The sequence below is a fragment of the Acinetobacter sp. YZS-X1-1 genome (assembly GCF_000804305.1).
GTDB lineage: Bacteria > Pseudomonadota > Gammaproteobacteria > Pseudomonadales > Moraxellaceae > Acinetobacter > Acinetobacter variabilis.
The window spans coordinates 202,215-224,402 of record NZ_JWHB01000002.1 but is presented as its reverse complement, the minus strand read 5'-3'; the positions used below and the strand labels follow the sequence as shown (position 1 = coordinate 224,402).

Sequence of the window (22,188 nt, the reverse complement as noted above, 5' to 3'; positions counted from 1 at the left end):
TTAATTCGAATATCAGTCTTCAGGATATTCAAAACGATAACCTACACCGTAAACAGCTTGAATCCATTCATGACGGTTTCCGGTTTCTGCCGCATCTGAAATTTTACGACGCAGGTTTTTGATATGACTATCAATCACACGGTCTGCCACGTCAAAACTGTCCGGATTGATATGATCTAGTAATTGTGCTCGTGAATACACTTGGCCGACATGCTCCAGGAACAGCTCCAGCAAACGGAATTCAGTCGGGGTCAAGTTCAAGGCTTTTTGCTGATACCAGATACGCTGTTGTGATTTATCCATACGGAATAAATCATTGCTTTCCGGCTCAGCTTTACGGTCTAAACGGCGTAATACGGCCTGTACACGGGCAACCAGTTCTTTTGGACTAAATGGCTTACAGATATAGTCATCCGCGCCCATATTCAGGCCCAGTACACGGTCAATTTCTTCGGTACGCGCAGTCACCATAATGATCGGCAAGTCTGACTGTTCACGCACTTTACGGCAAATGGTCAGACCATCCATACGCGGCACCATCAAGTCCAAGATCATCAGGCTCGGTTTACGCTGGGTAAAACTATTATATGCTTCTTGCCCATCATGAAACATGCTGACTTCAAAACCAGCAGCCTCTAGATAATCTCGCACCAACAGGGCAAGTTCGACTTCGTCTTCAACCAGCATGATATGTTTCATAAATATATTTTCCTTTATGTTTTCAATTGTTTAGGAAAACTTAGTTTGCATCGTAAACCACCTAATGGTGAATGTGCAAAGCTTAAGCTACCACCCATAGCCTGAGTAATTTTACAAGATAAGGCCAGACCTAAGCCTGTCCCACCGGTGGCACGAGTACGCGAATCATCGACACGATAGAAACGTTCACCAATGCGAGTCAACTGCTCATCAGTCAGACCGAATGGACTGTCATCGACATATAAGGTCCATTCTTTCTCATTCTGTTCGGTATGAATATGTACCTGGCCACCGGCTTCTGTATAACGAATACTGTTGCTGAGCAGGTTGGCTACGATCTGCTTGAAACGGTCCAGATCCAGATCAACTTCAGCACCGTCACCTTCAACAGTCACTTTCAGGTCAGCCTGTTCAAATTTAGGCTGAAAGTTCATTAATTCCTGCTGCACCACATCCCACGGATTAACGGTTGCATAATAGAACTGTAATTGCTGGGCATCCGCTTGTGCTAGAGCTGCCAGATCCTGAGTCAGTTTTTTCAGGCTGGTTACCTGTGCCAACATCGATGCAAAATGCTCTGGTGTCGGTTTACGGATTCCATCCTGCATCGCTTCAATCTGTGCCTGCAAAACTGCCAGCGGAGTTTTCAGCTCATGTGAAGTATCGGCCACCCATTGACGGCGTGAAGTTTCATGCTGATCCAGAATCACTGCCAGTTGATTTAGCTCATTAGACAGATCACCCAGCTCATCATTACGTTTCACTTTCACTTGATGCTGATAATTACCGCGAGTCAATTCACGTGTTCCGTTCAACAAACGTTGAATCGGTTTTTTAAAATAAGTTGCCAGTAATAATGCAGCAATTAGACTGGCTAGAATACTTAAACCATAAACTAAAAATAGGTAACGTTTCTGATTACTAAAGAAATTAATACTTAAAGCATCATCTTGGTCTAAAACCGGTTTCAAACCCAAATAACCGACCACCTGATTTTCAACCATAATCGGACGATAGGAAACCTGCTCATCTGATGCTTCGCCTACTACAAAACGACGTTTGGCGTCATAGAGTGACAGGCGTGAACTCAGACCCAGACGGTCTGGCATCTGGATGAACTGCTTCTTGCCAGTAGGTTGCTGAACTGGCTGTTGACCGCTATTATTGTCTTTACGGTCAGTTCTAAACAGGTTCTGATTGGAGCTAAGTGGAAATCTTAAACCTTCAAAAGGCTGGAATTGTGATGGCAAGTTAGACGCCAGAATACGCAATTCTTCTTCATTGACTGAACGAGGTGTCAGATTTGGCTCGACCATACTTGAAGGGGCTACAGTGGCTAAGGTCTGCTCCTGAAAATAACGCTGCTGCAAGGCAATATCATATTGACGGCGCAACCACCAGCGCGATAAACGGTCATAATCATCCGGTGCAGCTTCACCTTCAATTTGCAGAATCTGCGCCTGAATGGCGTTACCCCAGTCTTCATATACCGTATAGACATCAGCCAGATTCTCGATCACATGATCCAGCTTCTGCATTTCTACATCCGCCACATAGCGGGTAAAGTTGCGCTGCATATTCAGATGCAATACGCCCAGACTCACCGTGGTAATTACCAGGGTAGTCAATAAAACAGTCAAAAACAGACGTAATGCAATCGGAATACGGCGAACCTTCAAAGTAAAAATCTCAGTTTTTCTTCTCTATATTCATTATTGTAGCGAACACAGACTTAAAAAACTCTTCATTGTTTCTTCATCTTTATTATTTAATCTTTACTCATCAAAAAGAATCAGCTCTTGAATGGGGTAAAAACATGAAAGCAATGACAAAAATCGCCTTAATCAGTGCCAGTGTTTTATCGATGGGTGCATTGACTGCCTGTCAATCTACGAGCAACGTGAATGAGCAGAAAGATCATTCTCGCATGATGAAACATCATGAAGGTCAAAAACAGCATCGTCTCACTCCAGAGCAACGCGAACAGTTCAAAGCCGCTCGTGCAGAACGCATGCAATTGCATAAACAGATTCAACAGGCCTGTGACGGCAAAGCTGTAGGCAGTGCAGTTCAAATCAAGGCTGGCGATAGAACCATTGATGGTCAATGCAAGATTTCTTTCAAACCTGACCATAAAGGCATGAAAGGTCAACGTGGTGAATTCCGTGGCATGCGCGGTGAACACCGTCCAATGCGTGGCGAATTCCGAGGTGGTATGAACCGTGGAGAAGCATTAACGGATAGTCAACGTGCAGAAATGGTTAAACAGTATGATCAGCGTTTATCAGAACGTCAGGCTCTACAAACTGCGTTTGCCAACGCTTGTAAAGGTCAAACCCATGGCAAGACAGTTCAAGTGAAAGCGGGTACTCAAACCATTGATGGTCAATGTATCGTGCACTTCCAGCCGAATGCACCCATCAAGATGAATAAAGCTGCATCTTGATCTTCTTCTACGTTTCTTATTCCTTCAAATTCAGGCACCTTCGGGTGCCTTTTTTTATATCTGACTCCTCAGTCCTCTTTTGACCATTCATGTTCTGCTAATTCCTACAAAAGTCTTTGCAGTCAATATGTTTACTGTTCTGTGCAGATTAATCTTTGACTTTATAGTCACCAAGAAAGCCGCCTGAAAGCTTGTATGGCCGGGCAAGATGTTGCACGATTAGATTCATAGCAATACGTGTCACTGAAGGCACGTTTCAATTAATTTAGGATGATAACGCTGGTCTAAACCAGTATTGAGGAAACCGATATGCCACAATACAAAGCGCCCTTACGTGACATGCAATTCGTTCTACACGAATTATTAAATGCTGAAGAACATTACGCAAAACTTCCTGCGTTTCAAGAAAACGTAAGCCGTGAGTTGGTTGATCAGTATCTAGAAGCTGCAGCTGACTTCTGTGAAAATGAATTATCTCCTCTAAATCAAGTGGGCGACCGTGAAGGCTGTACCTGGAATGACGGCGTTGTAACAACACCGACTGGCTTTAAAGAAGCGTACCAGAAATACATCGAGCTAGGCTTCCCTTCTCTTTCTGCGGAAGAGCAATACGGCGGTCAAGGCTTACCAAATTCTTTAGGTATCACTATTTCTGAAATGGTGGGTACTGCGAACTGGGCTTGGGGTATGTACCCTGGTCTGTCTCATGGTGCAGTTCGTACTTTAGAACACCACGGTTCTCAAGAACAAAAAGACGCTTATCTGCCTAAACTGGTTTCAGGTGAATGGACAGGTACCATGTGTCTGACTGAATCTCATGCAGGTTCTGACCTCGGCATCATCCGTACTAAAGCTGAGCCACAAGCTGATGGTAGCTATGCAATCTCTGGCGAGAAAATCTTTATCTCTGCTGGTGAACATGACATGGCAGAGAACATCATCCACATCGTACTTGCTCGTCTGCCTGGCGCGCCTAAAGGTACTAAAGGTATTTCTCTGTTCATCGTACCAAAATTCAACCTGAATGCTGACGGTTCAATCGGCGAGCGTAATGGCGTACGTTGTGGTTCAATCGAACACAAAATGGGGATCCATGGTAACGCAACTTGTGTCATCAACTTCGATAACGCAAAAGGCTTCCTGATCGGTCCTGAAAACCGTGGTCTGAACTGCATGTTCACGTTCATGAACACTGCACGTATCGGTACTGCTGTACAAGGTCTGTCTGCATCTGAGGCAGCGTTCCAAGGCGCTTTAACTTATGCCAAAGACCGTCTGGCAATGCGCTCTCTTTCTGGTCCTAAGGCACCTGAAAAAGAAGCAGATCCAATTATCGTTCACCCAGCTGTACGTAACATGCTTTTAACTCAAAAAGCATTTGCTGAAGGTGGTCGTGCACTGGTTTACCTGTTGGCTCAATATGCTGATGTGGTTGAACAAGGTACTTCTGAAGAAGAACGCAAGTTCGCTGACAATATCCTGTCACTATTAACTCCAATCGCGAAAGCATTCCTGACTGAAACCGGTTCAGAAGCTGCGAAACATGGTGTTCAAGTCTTCGGTGGTCACGGCTTTATCTCTGAGCATGGCATGGAACAAATCGTACGTGATACACGTATTGCCTGCCTGTACGAAGGTACCACTGAAATTCAAGCACTTGACCTGTTAGGTCGTAAAGTACTGGGTACTCAAGGTGCAATGTTGAAAGACTTCACCAAGATCATCCACAAATTTGCAGAAGCGAACAAAGACAATTCTGCAATGAAAGAATTTGTTGAACCGCTTGCGGCATTGAACAAAGAATGGGGCGACCTGACCATGCAGATTGGTATGCGTGCGATGCAAAATCCTGAAGAAGTGGGTGCAGCTGCAGTAGATTACCTGTACTTCTCTGGTTATGTAACACTGGCTTACCTGTGGGCTCGTATGGCACTGGTTGCTCAAGAGACTCTTGCTGCAGGTACCACTGATGCTGACTTCTACAATGCTAAATTGACGACTGCTCGTTTCTACTTCAAGAAAATCCTGCCACGTGTTCGTTCACACGTTGACGTGATTGCAACTGGTGTAGAACCGCTTATGTCTTTAGATGCTGAACATTTCGCATTCTAAGCTGATGCAGTTTTAAATGCATAATAAGAAAAAGGACGGTCATTTTCAGGCAGTCCTTTTTCTTTATAAAGAGTTACAGAATTAACCTTTAGTCGTCTAACATTCAGATTTTTAATGCTTTAGACTGAGCCAAAACAATCCAATTAAACAATAAAACAGGTGACATACTATGCCAATTTATAACGCGCCACTTGCTGACATGAAATTCATCCTGAATGATGTTTTCAATGCAGAACAGTTCTGGCAGGCGAATGAAAATCTTGCCCACTTGGATACTGCCACAGCAGAAGCCATTCTTGAAGAAATGGCAAAGTTTGCGCAAAACGTCATGCTTCCTCTGAACCGTACCGGCGATGAAGAAGGCGCAAAATATGAAAATGGCAATGTCACCACACCTGCTGGCTTTAAAGAAGCATTCAAACAACATGCTGAAGGCGGCTGGATCGGTCTGGGTGCCGATGCAGAATGGGGCGGCCAGGAAATGCCGAAAATGCTCACCGTACTTTCTGATGAAATGCTGTTTGCAACCAACCCATCTTTCATGCTCTACCCGCTTCTTTCTGTGGGTGCAGGTATGGCTTTAAACAGCTATGCATCTCAAGAGCAAAAAGAAACCTATCTTCCTAAAATTTACTCTGGCGAATGGTCAGGCACCATGTGCTTAACTGAGCCACATGCCGGTACTGATCTGGGTATTATCAAAACCAAAGCTGAACGTAATGAAGATGGTACCTATAGCATTACCGGTACCAAAATCTTTATCACTGGTGGTGATCACGATCTTGCTGAAAATATCATTCACTTGGTACTGGCAAAAACACCTGATGCGCCTGCCGGCTCTCGTGGTATTTCCCTGTTCATCGTACCGAAGTTCCTGGTCAATGAAGATGGTTCAATTGGCGAACGTAACCCGGTAGGTCCAGGTTCAATCGAACACAAAATGGGGATCAAGGCATCTGCAACTTGCGTAATGAACTTTGACGGTGCCAAAGGTTATCTAGTTGGTAAAGAAAACGAAGGTCTGGCAGCCATGTTCGTGATGATGAACTACGAACGCCTGTCTATGGGCATCCAGGGTCTAGGCGCCTCAGAATTTGCTTATCAAAATGCTGCACAATACGCGACAGATCGTTTACAGGGTCGTAGTGCAGTTGGTGCTCAATCACCGGCTAAACCGGCAGACAGCATTTTAGTACATGGTGATGTACGTCGTATGTTGTTGAATGTTCGTGCGAATAACGAAGCATCTCGTGCTTTTGCGGTGTATGTCGGTCAGCAACTGGATATCACCAAGTTCTCGACTGATCCTGAAGCCGTGAAAAAAGCCAATGACCGTGTTGCGCTGTTGACACCAATTGCAAAAGCTTACCTGACGGATACTGCATTCCAGGCAACCCTAGATGCACAAATGGTCTTTGGTGGACATGGTTATATCCGTGAATGGGGTATGGAACAATGTATCCGTGACCTGCGTATCTCACAGATCTACGAAGGAACCAACGGCGTTCAGTCTCAAGATTTAATCGGCCGTAAAACCATTAAATGTGGCGGTGCGTACATCGGCGAATACATCGAAGAAATTCGCGACTTTGCGAACCAGTTGGATGCAGACCTGAACTTCATTAAAGATGCAACTTTAGATGCAGCTACTGAAGTCGAATCATTGACTCAGTTTGTACTTGAAGCTGCTGGCGAAAATGCAGAATTCCCGAATGCTGCAGCAGTCGACTATCTACATGCAGTAGGCCTATTGAGCTTCTCTTATATGTTTGCGCGCATTGCCAATGCAGCCAAAGACAAAGATGGCGATTTCTACCAAAACAAACTGGCACTGGCGCGTTACTTCACGCAACGCATCTTGCCTGAACTAGCACTGCGTATCACTAAAGTGAAAGCTGGTTGCGAAGTAGTGATGAATTTCTCTGAAGATTACTTCACGACTCAAGCTTAATCTTGACGTGAATCCATATAAAAAGCCCTGCATCTGCAGGGCTTTTTATACACTATACTTTTTCAATCAAGATCGTATCTGGTTGCGTCGTTATTTTAGGATTGAAATGCTTATTTACTATTTTAATTCCCCCTTGCGACTCTAGAGATTCACACAGTTCAAGTACCTTCTGCATCTCTTCAGCCTTGATCCCCGCGCCCAAGATTAATTTTTTTCCTGCTTCTAATTGACTAATTTTTGTTTGAATTTTGTCCAACATTTTTTTCTCCTATTTATTCAATGTAGTTCTCATACAATATAACAAGTTAGTACAAAAAAGTGCAAAAGTTCAAATAATTTCACTTGTATTTTATTTTTCTCTTTTTGTGCATGATCTTTGCTAGTTCTTTCCTGTTCATATATTATTTCACATGAAAAATCAGGAGGAGAACATGAGTAAATCTGAATCTAAAGTAAAAAGAATAGAAACTCTCCTCGACCGTTTTGGCAACCTTGCTGTTGAAAGTTTCCATTATCTTGCGCTGTTCATTATTGGCTGTATGGTGATCTGGTCCGCAGGTCATACCGTATTTGACATTTTAACCGTCAAACAGTTTGCCACCATTGACGATATTCTTTTGCTGTTTATCTATCTGGAACTTGGTGCCATGGTCGGCATCTATTTCAAGACCAATCATATGCCGGTTCGGTTCCTGATTTATATTGCAATTACTGCCCTGACCCGTTTACTGATTTCCGATATTCAACATACGCACAAAGCCAGCATGGATCAGGTCATTATTACCGGTTCGATTCTGATTCTGGCTTTTGCCATCCTAGTGGTTCGTTATGCATCCTGGACCTATCCATCCGTCATTCGCGACAAGCATAGCGAAAAGCCATTGCCAGAAGGTAAAACTCCACGACCTGAGGATGATGAGTTGGCATAGTCATAGAAAAGTCCCCCTTTGCAAAAGGTGAGAAGCACTGCTTCGCAAGAGGGTAATTAATCACCTCTCCTAACAAGAGAGGGAGTTTCTTTTAACGATTATTCATCAACACATAACGTCCATTTTCATAAATCCAGTAACTTCCGCGTGGTGGGGCCGGTAATCCCAAACGCTGCCAGTCACTAATCACTGTATATCGCGAACTTTCAATGCGAGCCACATTTGGATCACCATTCACCCAGCTATAGCTATTGGAATTCTGGTAAATCGTGGTCGGTGCCTGATACTGGATATTGAACCCGCTTTGGCTTTGGGCAGGAGGATAATATCCGCCATGGGATGGACGTTGCGGATAATAAGGCCGCTGCGAATGAGGCGGTTGTGGTGCATAATGAGGACGCGATGGAGGACGATGCTGGGGTTTAGAACGATCAACACCGGTATAGCCTACCCAGGCATTATCCGCCCAAGCGGGCACTGCAATACCGAACAGAAATGAAGCCAGCAATGCACCTGAAGCTAATTTTTTCATAAGTGCGTCCTCCAAAGATTTCTGCCTATATTTTAACCAAAACCCATGCAGAAAATATGGATAAATCTCCTGCTGCTGCATAGTTTTGTAATTGATTCCATGACTTTAATAGGCTTGCGTGATGAGCGCTGAAGTGCGTATGCTAATATCACTTTTTTAATGCTTTGAGTTGCATACTGTGTCTGATTTAAATTTCGATCGTTTATATGAATATTTTTGCAAGGTACCCAGTGTTCAAAAAGGACTGATTGATAGCTATGGCTCGGATGGGAAACAGGCCTGGTGGTTTAAATTTCAGATCAACGTTGATCATCCTTTAGCATGGCAAACTGTGCAGGAACTGGGTCATGTCCTGAACTATATTTCTAAGAATGAGCGCCTGCCGACTCAGTTTCTTCCAGTTTCTCCACCGCCGTATATGAATGGTGTAGCCAAAGATTTCCTGTCTTGGGTGATCCAGTGCAATCATGCTGACTTCCCACCAGATGTGGTATGTGACTGGTTAGAAGCACGTTTACCAAATCCGGTGGATGATGAAGCACAATGGAAAATCAAGACGGATATTTCTGAACTGAATGAGCTGACAGATAAAGAACTGGATCAACTGGTTCCGCCGAATCCGGAATCAAAAAGCTAATACTAGAAATCTCCCTAAATCCCTCTTTGATAAAGAGGGACTTTCCTCTCTTTTTTAAAGGGAGGTTAGGAGGGATTTAAAATCAAAACGTCGACCAGCCACTCCATTCCATAAAACGATAGAGCCAGTATTTCCAGAATGACTCTTCAGCATATTGAGCATAGTCCACGCTCATGGAACGGCCATTCAAATTAGACCAGGCCGTATTGAAATACTGCTGCGCATCGCTAAAGACTTCCGCCTGAGGCTGACCCACCACACGCAGATTGGTTTCCAGATTATAATTTTTCAGGTTACGTGCCGTGAAATTGGCAGAACCTAAAATCATTTCAGCTTGCTGGGCACCGGATTTCATCAGAATTTTGTTGTGACATTGCTCGCCTTGAGTATTACACCAGCGTACCGGAATACCAGCTTTATGCAGTTCTGAAGCTACCTGCCGGTTAGGAATGCCATTTTTTTCACGACCAAATGCATCTTTATTTGGATCAAGTAAAACCCGAAGTTTTACACCGCGCTCATGCGCTGCAATCAACCCTTTCACAATCTTACGTTCTGACAGATAGAACATGGCCAGATCAATCTGCTCATCTGCTTTCGCCGTTTCAAGCAGCTTTAGAACTCCCTCATAAATGGCTTTTTCAGTCAACACCTGAACTTGAGGCTGGGTTTTTTCCGCTTCAAACTCACCTGCAATCACAGCCGGCATATTGGCTTGAGACATGATCCCGACCGCCTGTTCTGTCGCAAGAATATCAATCGCTGTTCTGCCCCAGACCAGTAGACCAATATTGGAGTGCCGTGAACTGCCATCATGTGGGTTCATTGAGGTAACCAGTGCTTTCCAGCCCTGATCTGTATCCACGACCAGTGTTTTACGATGATTGGCCTTGAAATTAAACAAGTCGAAATAACTGCGTAAGGTCACTTTTTCTGGACCAAATGGATTCGGCAACCAGCCTTTTTCCGGATTATTGCCAATCCCCTGACAGCACAGATACCAGAAACCTGACCAGCTTGGATTAGAAGCACGCAGCGGTGTCAGATTGGTTTCGATTACATCTACTCCCGCCTGACGCAGTTCACGATAATGCTGTGCTGTAATTCCACCGTAGACAGAATTAATCGGATCGGTAATAAATTTAATTTCGACTTCAGGCTGCATTAATCGCTTGTTAAGTAAGGCCTCTGTGAGCTGTTTGCTGAGTGCCTGATGTTCCTGTTTAGAGGCACCGGTTTGCTGATTAAACAGGAACATATCCAGCACGATCAGGGATTTTGCTTCCTCAACCATCTTCAGCATTTCATTAAAAATCTGATGATCCAGTTGTTGCTTGCCCTGTGCATCCAGATAAGTCTGATCGACCAGAAATTTCACCTGTGCATGGCGCAGCTTACCTGTGTAATTCAGCCCTTCAGGTAACGGTTTATAAGTATGATAAATTGCTGAAGCCAGATAACTGGCCATCAGCACACTAATGATCAAGGCCGCATAACGGCGGTTTGACCAGTTCAGTTTATTGTGAATTCGTTGAAAGATACGCATAAGAAAAAACCTAACCCAATATGCTCAGGCTAGGTTTAATCTGATGATTTTTCAAGTCTATTTCAGTGACAGGACTTGGATTCAGTCATTTATTTCAACTGAATCCTAGAAATCATATTGTACGCCGACTGTGAAATTACGTCCGACTTGCGGAATATTCGACAGGAATGAGCTATGTGAATAGACCTGATCATCGAGCAGGTTATTGGCTTTAAAATAAACCCGATAGACATTTTTATCGGCAATAGTATTGGCATAGCTTAGGCCGACATTGACCATGTTATAGCCTTGGGTTTCATCTTCATAACTGGCCGTTTTGTCCTGATTGAAGACATGATAATACTCTGCCATTCCTGACCAGCCATCGGCAAAGTCTGCTTCAACCTTGGTTCCTAAGCGTCCTGCTGGAATACGGGGTGCATTTTCACCCTCAATTTTACCCCGTACGTAATCACCGAACACGCCTAGCTTAAATGTATTATTTAATGCATAAGTAGCTTCTGCTTCAGCCCCATAGAAACGGGCCTTATCTTGGGTATATTCTACCCCACGCAAATTTCCATTTCTGGCGGTTGTCGCACCGTAGATATAGTCATCAAACCAGTTATGGTAAATATGCACATGATAGTCCAGCTTGTCACCTTCATATTCAAAACCCAGCTCTATGTTATTCGAGCTTTCTTTATCCAGATCAGGATTACCAACTTCATAGGTATTGGTGGCAAAATGCAGGCCATTGGCATACAACTCTTGCGCCAGTGGTAAACGTTGCTGATGTGAACCTACAATGGATAACTTATAGTTCGGGGCAAATTCCCAATTCGCCGCTGCTGAAGCAGAGATGCCTGTGCCTGAATAATTTTTCTGTTCAGATTCAACTTGTACTTTTTGATGATCGACACGTGCACCCAGTTCGACATGCACATCACCGAGTTGTTTATGCTCTAAGGCAAATAGACTGTATTTTTCAGTTTTGGTATCTGGCATGACCACACTTGAACCATGAATATGATGTTCTTCATCATCCTCGTCACCATCTTCATGATGATCATGTTCTGTAGCAGCCAGATTGATTTTCTGCTGGCTATATTGGGTGCCAATTACGCCCTCCCAACCAGCAACCGGAACATGGACTAGTTCTAGACGGCCATCGTAGCCTTTGCTTTTGAAATTACTAATAACTTCATTTTCTTCCAGCTCATCATGCTCATAATCAGTAAAGCTGGCATGGGCACGTAACTTGTCAAAACCGGCAAAAGGCTGTTCCAGCTCAGTACGTACTTCATAACGTTCAGATTTCAGATCTACCCATGGTCCGCCATGCTCTTCTTCATGTTCTGCGGTAGCACCCGGCTTTGGACAGCCATGGAAATGATCACCATGCAATACACAGCCATGATATTCATGACTATGGCCCGGCAAGCCATATTCATCCTGACGGTTGCTATAAGACAGGCCAACGAAACCACGATCATGAATCCATGATCCACCAATATTCACGGTCTGGCCTTCAGCAAAGGTATTACCTACACGACGTTCTTTGTGAAAATGTGAATGATCGCCATGAGGTTCTTCTACTACATAATCAGGCGCAATATAGTCATTGGCCTTATGTTTGGTACCTTCGACACGCAGGGCAAAATTTTCACCGACTGCAGCAGTCACGCCTGCACTTGCCAGTTTTTCATCACTGCCCGAGTTGTAACGTAGTCCAACAGTCCCTTCCAGACCATCTTCCGGCATTTGGGTTGGAATCTTCTGATCAGTGACATTAACCAGACCACCGACTGTTCCCGCGCTATAGAGTAAAGTTGATGGGCCACGAATCACTTCGACCTGTTTGGCCAGAATCGGATCAACGGTCACCGCATGGTCAGGAGATAAGGTCGATACATCAGCCGTTTCTGAAGCATGCTGCAAAACTTTGACACGTGGACCATCTTGTCCTCGAATTACCGGACGGCTCGCTCCGGTTCCATACTGATTTGAATACACCCCAAGTTCATCTGCCAGCGCATCACCAATAGTCGTCGCACGTTCAGATAAAGTTTTCTGATCCACCATTAGATCAGCAACTGCAAAATCTGCCGCAGTTTGTACCAATGGATGAGCTTGTACCTGAATGGTATCCATGGTTTGTACAGGAATAGAAGAAGATGGCTGTTCAGCAAATACTGTAGGCGCAACTACAGCAAAAATTGAGAGTGTTATTAGATTCTTAGAAAAGGACATGACCCAAGCTCAAATTCAGCAATTTCGAATATTGTTATAATATAACATTTCATTGCTTTTGCAATCCTTTACGGTAATCAATGAGATATTTTATTAGAATGTCGTTTGAATATTTTTTGTTGCAGTAAAATTTTATTTTTATGCCTTTTACTTTATCTCATGCTGTACTCGCTCCGCCTATTTCATATTTGACCGGCAACCGACTCCCTGTTGCTGCGTTGGCGATTGGTAGTATGGTCCCAGACCTGTACCGTCTTTTTACCCATAAAAATTCTAATATTACTCATTTATGGTCTTCGCTGATTCACCCTGATTTATGGATTGGTCTTATTTTTTGTGCGGTCTGGTATTTGATTTATCGCCCAGTGATTTATCGTTTCATTGGCATACAGCATGATTTAAATATTCATAACTTATTTTCAGCGTTCAGATTTATTTGCGCTATGTGTATTGCAGTGGTGATTGGGACAGCCACTCATATTATTTGGGATGGTCTGACCCATGCAGATTTTCGAACCTTTGCCTTTTATGACATTCTCAGCCAGCAGTATCAAATTTTAGGACGAACTTATCCACTACACCGGATTTTGCAGATTGGTACTTCTGCTCTTGCGCTACCTTTTATTCTGTGGATGAGTCTGCATTACTATAAAACTCATCGGCAATATCTAAGCGTCAGTCACAAGATCCTCATCTTTTGCTGGGGTCTATTAGGCCTCTCTACGCTCACAGGTTTATTTTCGACATGGGACTATATGCGCTACATTCCGGATGAGGTCTGGCGGTCTGATCTGTATTATTTTACCGGCCGCTCTATCAATGAATTTAGCCAGGGCTTTTTAATCACCTTTAGTCTGGGCTGTCTGCTATTTTTATTTCTGGATCGTGATCGGCGTATGGGCTAGCAAAACCTCCTACTTCCTGCTTATTCACTTTAAAATGATACTGTTTTTGCCTCAAGTTCTTGTGACAACATTCCCAAAGAGGCATAATCCTACCTTTGCTAAAGGCGGTACGCTGTTTACGTATACGCTTCCTTAACCCATATAGTTGGATTTTTAACGCTATGATGCGAACTCATTACTGCGGTTCTTTAACCGAAGCTCAAATTGACCAGACCGTAACATTATGCGGTTGGGTACACCGTCGCCGTGACCACGGTGGTGTCATCTTCCTTGACATGCGTGACCGTGACGGTCTTGTTCAAGTGGTTATCGACCCAGATACACCTGAAGCGTTTGCAACAGCAGACAAAGCACGTTCTGAATACGTATTAAAAATTACAGGCCGTGTACGTCGCCGTTATGCGGGTACTGAAAATGCCAACATGGTGAGTGGTCAAATCGAAGTATTGGGTAAAGAAATCGAAGTTCTTGCTCAGTCTGAAACTCCTCCATTCCCATTAAATGACGAAAATACAAGCATTTCTGAAGAAATTCGTTTGAAATATCGTTTCCTGGACATCCGTCGTCCTGAAATGATCGATCGGTTACGTTTCCGTTCTAAAGTGACCAACCTGATCCGTAACTATTTAGACGATCACGGTTTCCTGGACGTTGAAACTCCGATCTTGACTCGTGCGACTCCTGAAGGTGCGCGTGACTACTTAGTTCCAAGCCGTGTATCTAATGGTAGCTTCTATGCTCTTCCACAATCACCACAGCTGTTCAAACAGTTGCTGATGGTAGGTGGTGTAGATCGTTACTACCAGATCGCTAAATGTTTCCGTGACGAAGACTTGCGTGCAGATCGTCAACCTGAATTCACTCAAATCGACATCGAAACATCGTTCATGAGCGATGACGATATTATGGATTTGATGGAAGGCATGACTGTTAAGATGTTCGACGAACTTCTTGGCATCAAATTCGACAAATTCCAACGCATGCCTTATTCAGAAGCAATGCGTGACTACGCTTCTGACAAACCAGACTTACGTATTCCTTTGAAACTTGTTGACGTTGCAGACTTGATGCAAGACGTCGAGTTCAAAGTATTCGCAGGTCCTGCAAAAGATCCTAAAGGCCGTATTGTTGCGCTTCGCGTACCAGGTGCGGGCTCACTGCCACGTAGTGCAATCGACGAATATACTAAATTCGTTGGTATCTACGGTGCGAAAGGTCTGGCTTACATCAAAGTTAATGAACTTGAAAAAGGCATCGAAGGTCTTCAATCTCCAATCGTTAAATTCATCGAGCCTATCGTGCTGGATCTATTGAAACGTGTTGGTGCTGAAAATGGCGACATCGTATTCTTCGGTGCAGACAAAGCCAAAGTTGTGAATGATGCAATGGGTGCACTTCGTGTGAAAATTGGTCATGACATGAACCTTGCAACTTGCGAATGGGCTCCGCTTTGGGTGGTTGACTTCCCGATGTTCGAAGAAACTGATGATGGCAAATGGACTTCTGTTCACCATCCGTTCACGCTTCCTAAATCAAGCGTTGAAGATGTGAAGAATAATCCAGGCGAAGCATTGTCTGTTGCTTATGATATGGTATTGAATGGTACTGAAATCGGTGGTGGTTCACTGCGTATTTATACTTTAGAAATGCAAAAAGCGATCTTTGAAGCGCTGGGTATTTCTGAAGAAGAAGCAGAAGAAAAATTCAGCTTCTTGTTAAATGCATTGAAATTCGGTGCGCCTCCTCACGGTGGTTTGGCGTTCGGTCTGGATCGCCTAGTGATGTTGATGACTGGGGCATCTTCAATCCGTGACGTGATTGCATTCCCGAAAACCAAAACTGCTGAATGTCCATTGACTCAAGCACCTGCACCAGTTGAACCTACTCAACTACGTGATTTGGGTATTCGCTTACGTGAAAAACCAAAAGCTGAATCTCAAGAATAATTTCTTGATGATTTAAATAAAAAAGCCCTGCTAGAACAGGGCTTTTTTATTGCATTGAGAAGCCTGCACGACAGTGGCATAATAGCTTCAGTTTCTATTTTTAGGTAATTTGGCAATGGCGATGCGTCCTGCTGTTCGTAACCGTGGCATCATGCTGATCGTGTTTTCAGTCGTACAATGGCTGTTCATGCGCTATATCCTTGCAAACAACCTGTTTAACCTGGACACCAATGACCGTATTGTGTACTTCTGTCTGAGCAGTATTTTAGGTGCACTTGTCATTTTTGTAGGCCTGATTTATATGGTGCTTAAAGGCAATCCTGATCAAGAATCTTAATCAGGCAAGCTGCATATTATGTACGCATTACTCAAGAATTTCTCCAAACTCCCGTTAAGATTCATTCAAAATTTGGCGAAAAGTGTTGGATCACTTCTCTATATCACGAATTCATCGATTCGCCGTACTACAGAAATTAATTTAGGAATTGCCTATCCTGAACTGTCAGCATTGGAACGCACACGACTGGCAAAACAAAGTGTCCAAAGCCAATGCATGACCTATGCCGAGTCAGTTAAAATTTGGGGTTCTGAACCTGAGTTTGCATTAAAACAAATCCGGAATATTCATCATCCAGAGATTTTTATTGATGCACTGAAAAATCCGAATGGAACTTTGGCAGTCGTTCCTCATTTTGGCACTTGGGAGCTGCTTAATGCCTGGGTGAATCAACACACTAGTCCATTCATCATGTATAAGCCAAGTAAAAATCCTGATATTGATCGGTTTATGCTGGAAGCACGGCAGCGTTTAAATGCTACCCTTGTTCCAACTGATGAAACGGGAGTACGGGCTTTATTCAAGCATCTAAAACAAGGTGGATTCGCTGCCATTCTTCCTGACCATGTGCCCAAAGAAAGTGGTGGTATTTACTCACCTTTTTATGGACAGAATGCTCTATCTTCTACCCTGCTCTCTAAATTGGCTGCAAAAACCCAATGCTCTGTGATTGGTCTAAGTTGTTTACGTCATGATGATCTAAACGGCTTTGATATTCATGTAACTGAGTTATCAATTGATATTCTCTCTAAAGACTTACAGCTTTCTGTAGATACCTTAAACAAGGAAATGGAGCGAATGATTAACATTGCTCCAGAGCAGTATTTGTGGGGATATAAACGGTTTAGGAAGTTGGAAAATGACAAAAGTTTATATTACTCATAGTAAAAATTAGCTACTTAAATTAAAACTTAAAAATTAGGTTTAAAATGAAAGATCAGAAAAAAATTCTTTTTATTATTGATCATCTTAAAGGTGGTGGTGCAGAAATTATGACTCTTAATCTTGCAAAAAAACTGCAAGAGAGAGGCTATGAAATAAACATCATAACCTTAATTAATATAAATAATTATAAAGAAAAGACTATGAGTTTCAATATTCAATCTATTGATTTTCCTATTAAATTTGTTAGTGGAAAGTTATTAATAGACAAAAAATTAGAATCTAGTAAGAAAGAACAACTCCAGTCTCTTATTGATGAAATAAAACCTGAAGCTGTTATATTAACTATTTGGTATGCATATTTAAGCATATCATTTATTAATCATCCAAATATATGGATATGGTCACAAGCAGACATTCTTCCTGAATTTAATAAAACTTTAAACCCGATTAAAATATTAAGAAATATATATAAGAAGAGAAAATTTATTAATAAATTTAAGGAAGTGTTTTCAAACAAAAATTTTATCGTACTTAATAAAGATTTAAAATTGAAATATTCTCAAATTTTAGAGAATTCTAATATAAATGTTATTTATAATGGATTAAATTTAAAAGATACAATACAATCTGAAAAGAAAGAAAAAGTATGGGATATTTGCTATGTTGGTCGTTTATCACCTTCCAAACAAATTGAACATGCTTTATTTGCTCTAAAAAATTCTCATATTATTAAAAATATGATTATTATTGGTGATGGAGCAAGAAAAGACAAACTTTTAAAATTAGTCAATCAACTAAATATTAGCGATCGTGTTCATTTTACTGGCTGGGTGGATGAGCCTATCGAGTATATTAAAAAGAGTAAAATATTAGTTCTCCCTTCTCAGACAGAAGGCTTCGGTCTTGTTATTGGAGAAGCTCTATTAAATGGCACTCATGTCGTTGCATATAATTGCAGCGAAGGAGTATCACATCAATTTTTTACCCCTGATATGCAACGCGGTCTAGTACAACCAAATAATCGTGCAGAATTAAAAAATTCTATCGAAGATATATTAGAAAATCCATATCAAATTCCCCCAAACTTATCAAAACGTTACGATATTAAAGAGATGGCTGATAAATTTATTAAGTTAATCGATTAACCGTATATATTCCGCAACAGCATAATTTTGGGTAAAAGATGGATTCAAATTTGTTGAATAATTATCTACCTCTTTTAATGCTTGATTGATTTTAAGCGAAAGTTCAAAAATATTGCCTACAGCAACGAGATTATTAGCTTGTAAAATTTCATTGGGACCTGAAGGGCAATCAGTACTTATAACGGGAATACCCAAAGCTAAAGCTTCTAAAATTACTAAACCCAACCCTTCAAAATCAGACGACAAAACCATAAATTTTGCATGCTTAATATATGGATAGGGATTTTTTTTGAAGCCTGTAAAAATAACCTTGCCTTCTATCCCTAAATCTTTAACCAATTTTTTAGAAGTTTCTAATAGTTCACCAGTCCCGACCAAAACCAGCTTTTCTTGAACATTGGCTTTTGCATAAGCTTTAATTAAAATATCATGTCGTTTCTGTTGCTTAAACTTTCCAACATTTACAATATATGGTTTTTCAATATCAGGAATATATTCATTTGCTGTTGAAACCACTTGTTCCACATCAATCGGATTATAAATTGTAGTAATCCGACTTTTTGAGCCAAATACTTTAATAAAGTCTTTTTCGACACCCTTACTTACTGCTACACAAGGCTTGGCTAAATAAACTTTATCCAACTGTTTTTTCATTCCCTCTAATCTTTCACCATATTCTAAACTCGTCGTGTTATGAATGACTAAATGAACATTCGGTAACTGACTTTTTGATAATATAAAATCAACAGGAAATAAGTTTGATAGGACAAGATCAGGGATCCCAATATTTTTAATAACAAACCGATCAAATGCTTTTGCTGCAAAACTGGCACGCATAAATTTAGGAATTGCACGATACTTTTGATAATCAAAAAAGTGAAGTTTTACGCCCTCAGGAATCGGTAAATCAATAATATTTTTAAAATAAACAATATGTGCTTCATGACCTGCATCAATTAGGCCCTTTGCCAAGGTTAAAGCAAAACGTTCAGCGCCATTTCCCTGTAAAGTAAAAATGGCTAATACGATTGTTTTTTTCATGAAGCACTAATCCTGAATAAATTTTTCTTGATCTAGATTGATCAATCTTTTTTCTGCCTTTCCCATGACCTGCAAATATCGTATAGCCATAGTTATTTGTCCCGCTAACCGCCTTTTTTTAAACTTGTATTTTTCTTTGATAGAGATGAATTCAGGTTTAAAGTGTTCAGAGCGCCCAATGGTCGAATCAAAACTCTCTTGTTGTAAGAGACCATAAGCGCCAAGCTGGTCTTCTTGAATAATCACTGCAGGTTCAACTTGCAAACACTGTAACTCATAAGCCGAAAATATAAATCCATCTGCAATTGCTGGTGCTGTTTGCGCCAAACGATTTAATAATTTTTGCGCGCCACTCGGGTAGAGGATATAACCTGCTGCTCCAGTACGATCTTGATATAATTCATATAATTTGGCCTGAGTAGAACCTAAGATACACACGGGTGTCCGACCAATAATTTTTTTACGACTTCTTACTTCTAGATTAATTAAGTCCACATCTGAAAATTGATGCTGTTCAATTTCGTTTAAAATTTCTTTTGTATTGGAAGCCAATACGGCATCATCTTCAAGAATTAAACAGGGCTGATTCCTTTTTATTACTTCTTCCCAGGCTTTTTGGTGACTGAGAAAGCACGCTACCTCAACTTTACGCAAAGGCCTTTGCCAGCCAAAACCAAATTTTTGGTATTGTTCTTCACTCAGATCAGCAACTGAAAATGCTTCTAATATTTCAAAATCCAGTCCTAATTTCCCAAATTGTCTTTTTTGAAAATCACGACGATCCTGTGAACTTTTTAAATTGATAATTAAAGTATTCACAATTACCACCACCTGGTTTTTTCACGCGTATGACGCTGCTTAAAACGGGAATAGACATTATTATTTTGCTCAAGCTGAAGTCGATCAAAAATTTCCAGTACAATTTGCCCAAGTGGATGAATATCGCAGATCTGTTCCAAACGCCAGCGCATATTCCGTAAAGTATCATCTGTGCCTACCGAAAATGCAGATGTACCGTCAAATAGTGCATAACGCTGGTTTTGTAATAAATACTGATGTTGCTGATTTACTACTAAAGACTGATCACATAAAAAACGCTCAGTTTCCTGTAGTTTTAAAGTATTAATAAGAACCACAGCATTCATAAGAATCGCTTTTAAAGTAATATCTTCATCAAAATCAATAAAAGTATCACATGCTGAAATTAGCCAGCGGATATTTAGCGACTGTATAAGAAAATCCCGTTCAGTCATCCATAATGCTTTAAATTTCGCATAATTATTTTGAGTATCAACCTCACGGCGAATCAAGACAATCAGACTGGCATGGTAATAATTTAATTTAGGCTGCCCAATAAATTCTGATTGCAGCTGTTCGATATGTTCATTGAGATCTTTGGCTGAACCATGCGTATAATTCGGAGTATCGCCCGCGATCATTTCAGTTTTTAATTGCTCAATATCAATATCATCGAATTGGGCATAAACCTTGTCAGCACCAAAGCGACGCTGATGTCGGCTAAATGAAAACCATTGTTCAAACTTACTTTTCTTTCTTACAGGCATGTTTAAACCATTTAATTTGAATTACTGCCAAGCATCCTTGATCCACTGGGATGGCAACACATAGCGATACCATTTACCCCCACCACCATTAATGGCATCAGGTGGGTTAATCTCCCCATGGAAAATAATAATTTTTACGCCCTCAGGCTTTACTGGCGGCTTGAAATAAGCCATTGGAATTTTTTGTAGGCAATGGTATTTATAACTTTTGCACCAGCTATCCGGCCAATAGCTAAGTTTCCTCTTCTGGTCTACATACCAAGACAGATAAGCCTGCTCATTACGGAATTTTTGACGGATTTCATCAAAGTGTTCGCGGAAATAGGCCAACAGACCTGGAAAAGCTCCGAGCTTAAAGCGATAAACTGAACTATTCCCAGTAATACGCCATGGTCGTTTCCAGTCATGGATAATCAGAAAGTCACCCGGATGCGTAAAGAATTCATCAATATTATCGACAATGACAACATCCAGATCTAAAAATAAAGCATTGCCTTTCAAACCATAGAGATCAGGTTCAAAGGTAGATAGCTTGTTCCAGCCACGCTCAGGCGCACCTTCAGGCAATGCCAAAGGTGGAATAGGAAAGCATTGCACATTTGGATCAATCCCTTCAGTACGGTCAGTTAAACACACCATTTGAAAATCAACGGTAGTGTGTCGCTTCACCATATTGTAAAGGCGATTGACATATTCAGACCCATATTTTGTGCCCCATTTCATACAGATCACAATATTTTGCTCAGGTGATTGTTTACCCTGAGTCTTAAGGTCATTTTGCTTTGCGTTCATGCACCCATCATCCACCTATGCAATATCAGTATCATACCATTACTGGTACTGACTGAACCTATTGCTTTTCATTTCCGCACAGTTTACCGTAAATCTTATGAAAAAATATAATCTTCATTTTTTCATCACAAGAATTGAATATTTTTCCAGCAGCTTAGATCGAAATAAAGTTCATATTTGAATGATAAATATAGAACAACACTAATTTTAGTCGTTCATTACGCTTATTAGTTTATTTTTACAGTAAATATATAACTTTCCAAAATATGAAACTCGTCATTTTTCTGCAATTTATTGACTTCTCTACCTAACAACTTAATAGTTTTAGTATTTTTCCTAAGATTCAATAAAAATAAAAAAGGACTCAAACGAGTCCTTTTTTATTTACTAAACCTCTTGCGAAAGTATCGTTTTACCTAATTTTTGAATTGGCTAAAACCTTATAAAATGTAGCTTTAGGCTGTTTAAATTTTGACTAACGCAAGAAG

The 22,188-nt window shown here is 41.4% G+C and carries 20 protein-coding genes; 10 read left to right on the top strand and 10 right to left on the bottom strand.

The genetic code is table 11. The features are described 5' to 3' along the window. Positions 1 to 12: 12 nt before the first annotated feature. Together RJ01_RS02335 and baeS are read right to left on the bottom strand one after the other, a co-directional pair. Positions 13 to 699: a response regulator gene (locus RJ01_RS02335; protein WP_034169929.1), complete on the bottom strand. Its 687-nt coding sequence runs from the start codon at positions 697 to 699 to the stop codon at positions 13 to 15. 14 nt (positions 700 to 713) lie between these two features. Then, on the bottom strand, positions 714 to 2,378 hold the full coding sequence (baeS, locus tag RJ01_RS02330) for a sensor histidine kinase efflux regulator BaeS (RefSeq protein WP_034169928.1): 1,665 nt from the start codon (positions 2,376 to 2,378) through the stop codon (positions 714 to 716). Positions 2,379 to 2,515: 137 nt separating this feature from the next. Here baeS and RJ01_RS02325 point away from each other — a divergent pair, with 137 nt between their 5' ends. The 3 genes from RJ01_RS02325 to RJ01_RS02315 all read left to right on the top strand — a co-directional run bounded on the left by RJ01_RS02325 (position 2,516) and on the right by RJ01_RS02315 (position 7,208). Next, entirely contained in the window at positions 2,516 to 3,145 is a 630-nt protein-coding gene (locus RJ01_RS02325; RefSeq protein WP_034169927.1) for a hypothetical protein, read from the top strand. Positions 3,146 to 3,454: 309 nt separating this feature from the next. After that, positions 3,455 to 5,257: an acyl-CoA dehydrogenase C-terminal domain-containing protein gene (locus tag RJ01_RS02320; RefSeq protein ID WP_034169926.1), complete on the top strand. Its 1,803-nt coding sequence runs from the start codon at positions 3,455 to 3,457 to the stop codon at positions 5,255 to 5,257. Positions 5,258 to 5,426: 169 nt separating this feature from the next. After that, entirely contained in the window at positions 5,427 to 7,208 is a 1,782-nt protein-coding gene (locus RJ01_RS02315) for an acyl-CoA dehydrogenase C-terminal domain-containing protein (RefSeq protein WP_034169925.1), read from the top strand. Between the two features lie 52 nt (positions 7,209 to 7,260). On the opposite strand, the gene RJ01_RS02310 is transcribed toward RJ01_RS02315, so the two are convergent. Beyond that, complete coding sequence (locus tag RJ01_RS02310) at positions 7,261 to 7,467, bottom strand: hypothetical protein (protein WP_004782155.1); 207 nt, start codon at positions 7,465 to 7,467, stop codon at positions 7,261 to 7,263. 172 nt (positions 7,468 to 7,639) lie between these two features. On the opposite strand from RJ01_RS02310, the gene RJ01_RS02305 reads away from it, so the two are divergent. After that, positions 7,640 to 8,137, top strand: a complete 498-nt coding sequence (locus RJ01_RS02305; RefSeq protein WP_005232065.1) for a phosphate-starvation-inducible protein PsiE — start codon at positions 7,640 to 7,642, stop codon at positions 8,135 to 8,137. Positions 8,138 to 8,228: 91 nt separating this feature from the next. Here RJ01_RS02305 and RJ01_RS02300 read toward each other — a convergent pair whose 3' ends face one another. Then, positions 8,229 to 8,669 carry an RcnB family protein gene (locus tag RJ01_RS02300; RefSeq protein ID WP_005232066.1) on the bottom strand — a complete coding sequence of 147 codons (441 nt, stop codon included), beginning with the start codon at positions 8,667 to 8,669 and terminating at the stop codon, positions 8,229 to 8,231. Between the two features lie 178 nt (positions 8,670 to 8,847). On the opposite strand from RJ01_RS02300, the gene RJ01_RS02295 reads away from it, so the two are divergent. Next, complete coding sequence (locus tag RJ01_RS02295) at positions 8,848 to 9,306, top strand: hypothetical protein (RefSeq protein WP_034169924.1); 459 nt, start codon at positions 8,848 to 8,850, stop codon at positions 9,304 to 9,306. A gap of 82 nt (positions 9,307 to 9,388) precedes the next feature. Here RJ01_RS02295 and RJ01_RS02290 read toward each other — a convergent pair whose 3' ends face one another. After that, a complete protein-coding gene (locus RJ01_RS02290) occupies positions 9,389 to 10,852 on the bottom strand; it encodes a phospholipase D family protein (protein ID WP_034169923.1) in 1,464 nt (487 codons plus the stop codon). 105 nt (positions 10,853 to 10,957) lie between these two features. Further along, a complete protein-coding gene (gene znuD / locus RJ01_RS02285; RefSeq protein WP_034169922.1) occupies positions 10,958 to 13,084 on the bottom strand; it encodes a zinc piracy TonB-dependent receptor ZnuD in 2,127 nt (708 codons plus the stop codon). 140 nt (positions 13,085 to 13,224) lie between these two features. On the opposite strand from znuD, the gene RJ01_RS02280 reads away from it, so the two are divergent. The 5 genes from RJ01_RS02280 to RJ01_RS02260 all read left to right on the top strand — a co-directional run bounded on the left by RJ01_RS02280 (position 13,225) and on the right by RJ01_RS02260 (position 18,302). Beyond that, the gene (locus RJ01_RS02280) at positions 13,225 to 13,989 is read left to right on the top strand and encodes a DUF4184 family protein (protein ID WP_005232074.1); all 765 of its coding nucleotides are present in this window, start codon (positions 13,225 to 13,227) and stop codon (positions 13,987 to 13,989) included. A gap of 161 nt (positions 13,990 to 14,150) precedes the next feature. Beyond that, a complete protein-coding gene (gene aspS / locus RJ01_RS02275; RefSeq protein WP_005232075.1) occupies positions 14,151 to 15,935 on the top strand; it encodes an aspartate--tRNA ligase in 1,785 nt (594 codons plus the stop codon). A gap of 115 nt (positions 15,936 to 16,050) precedes the next feature. Next, complete coding sequence (locus RJ01_RS02270; RefSeq protein ID WP_005232078.1) at positions 16,051 to 16,272, top strand: hypothetical protein; 222 nt, start codon at positions 16,051 to 16,053, stop codon at positions 16,270 to 16,272. Positions 16,273 to 16,290: 18 nt separating this feature from the next. Continuing rightward, entirely contained in the window at positions 16,291 to 17,157 is an 867-nt protein-coding gene (locus tag RJ01_RS02265; protein ID WP_005232084.1) for a lysophospholipid acyltransferase family protein, read from the top strand. A gap of 44 nt (positions 17,158 to 17,201) precedes the next feature. Next, a complete protein-coding gene (locus tag RJ01_RS02260) occupies positions 17,202 to 18,302 on the top strand; it encodes a glycosyltransferase (protein ID WP_034169921.1) in 1,101 nt (366 codons plus the stop codon). Here the strand turns inward: RJ01_RS02260 and RJ01_RS02255 are convergent. Genes RJ01_RS02255 through RJ01_RS02240 form a run of 4 tightly spaced genes read right to left on the bottom strand, consistent with a single transcriptional unit; the run spans position 18,291 to position 21,700 of the window. Beyond that, on the bottom strand, positions 18,291 to 19,343 hold the full coding sequence (locus RJ01_RS02255; RefSeq protein ID WP_034169920.1) for a glycosyltransferase: 1,053 nt from the start codon (positions 19,341 to 19,343) through the stop codon (positions 18,291 to 18,293). The two genes, RJ01_RS02260 and RJ01_RS02255, sit on opposite strands and share 12 nt — an antisense overlap. A gap of 6 nt (positions 19,344 to 19,349) precedes the next feature. After that, positions 19,350 to 20,162: a glycosyltransferase family 25 protein gene (locus tag RJ01_RS02250; RefSeq protein ID WP_227504396.1), complete on the bottom strand. Its 813-nt coding sequence runs from the start codon at positions 20,160 to 20,162 to the stop codon at positions 19,350 to 19,352. A 2-nt stretch (positions 20,163 to 20,164) separates the two neighbouring features. Continuing rightward, on the bottom strand, positions 20,165 to 20,908 hold the full coding sequence (locus RJ01_RS02245; protein ID WP_034169918.1) for a hypothetical protein: 744 nt from the start codon (positions 20,906 to 20,908) through the stop codon (positions 20,165 to 20,167). Between the two features lie 21 nt (positions 20,909 to 20,929). Continuing rightward, positions 20,930 to 21,700 carry a hypothetical protein gene (locus RJ01_RS02240; RefSeq protein ID WP_005232093.1) on the bottom strand — a complete coding sequence of 257 codons (771 nt, stop codon included), beginning with the start codon at positions 21,698 to 21,700 and terminating at the stop codon, positions 20,930 to 20,932. Positions 21,701 to 22,188: the final 488 nt, after the last annotated feature.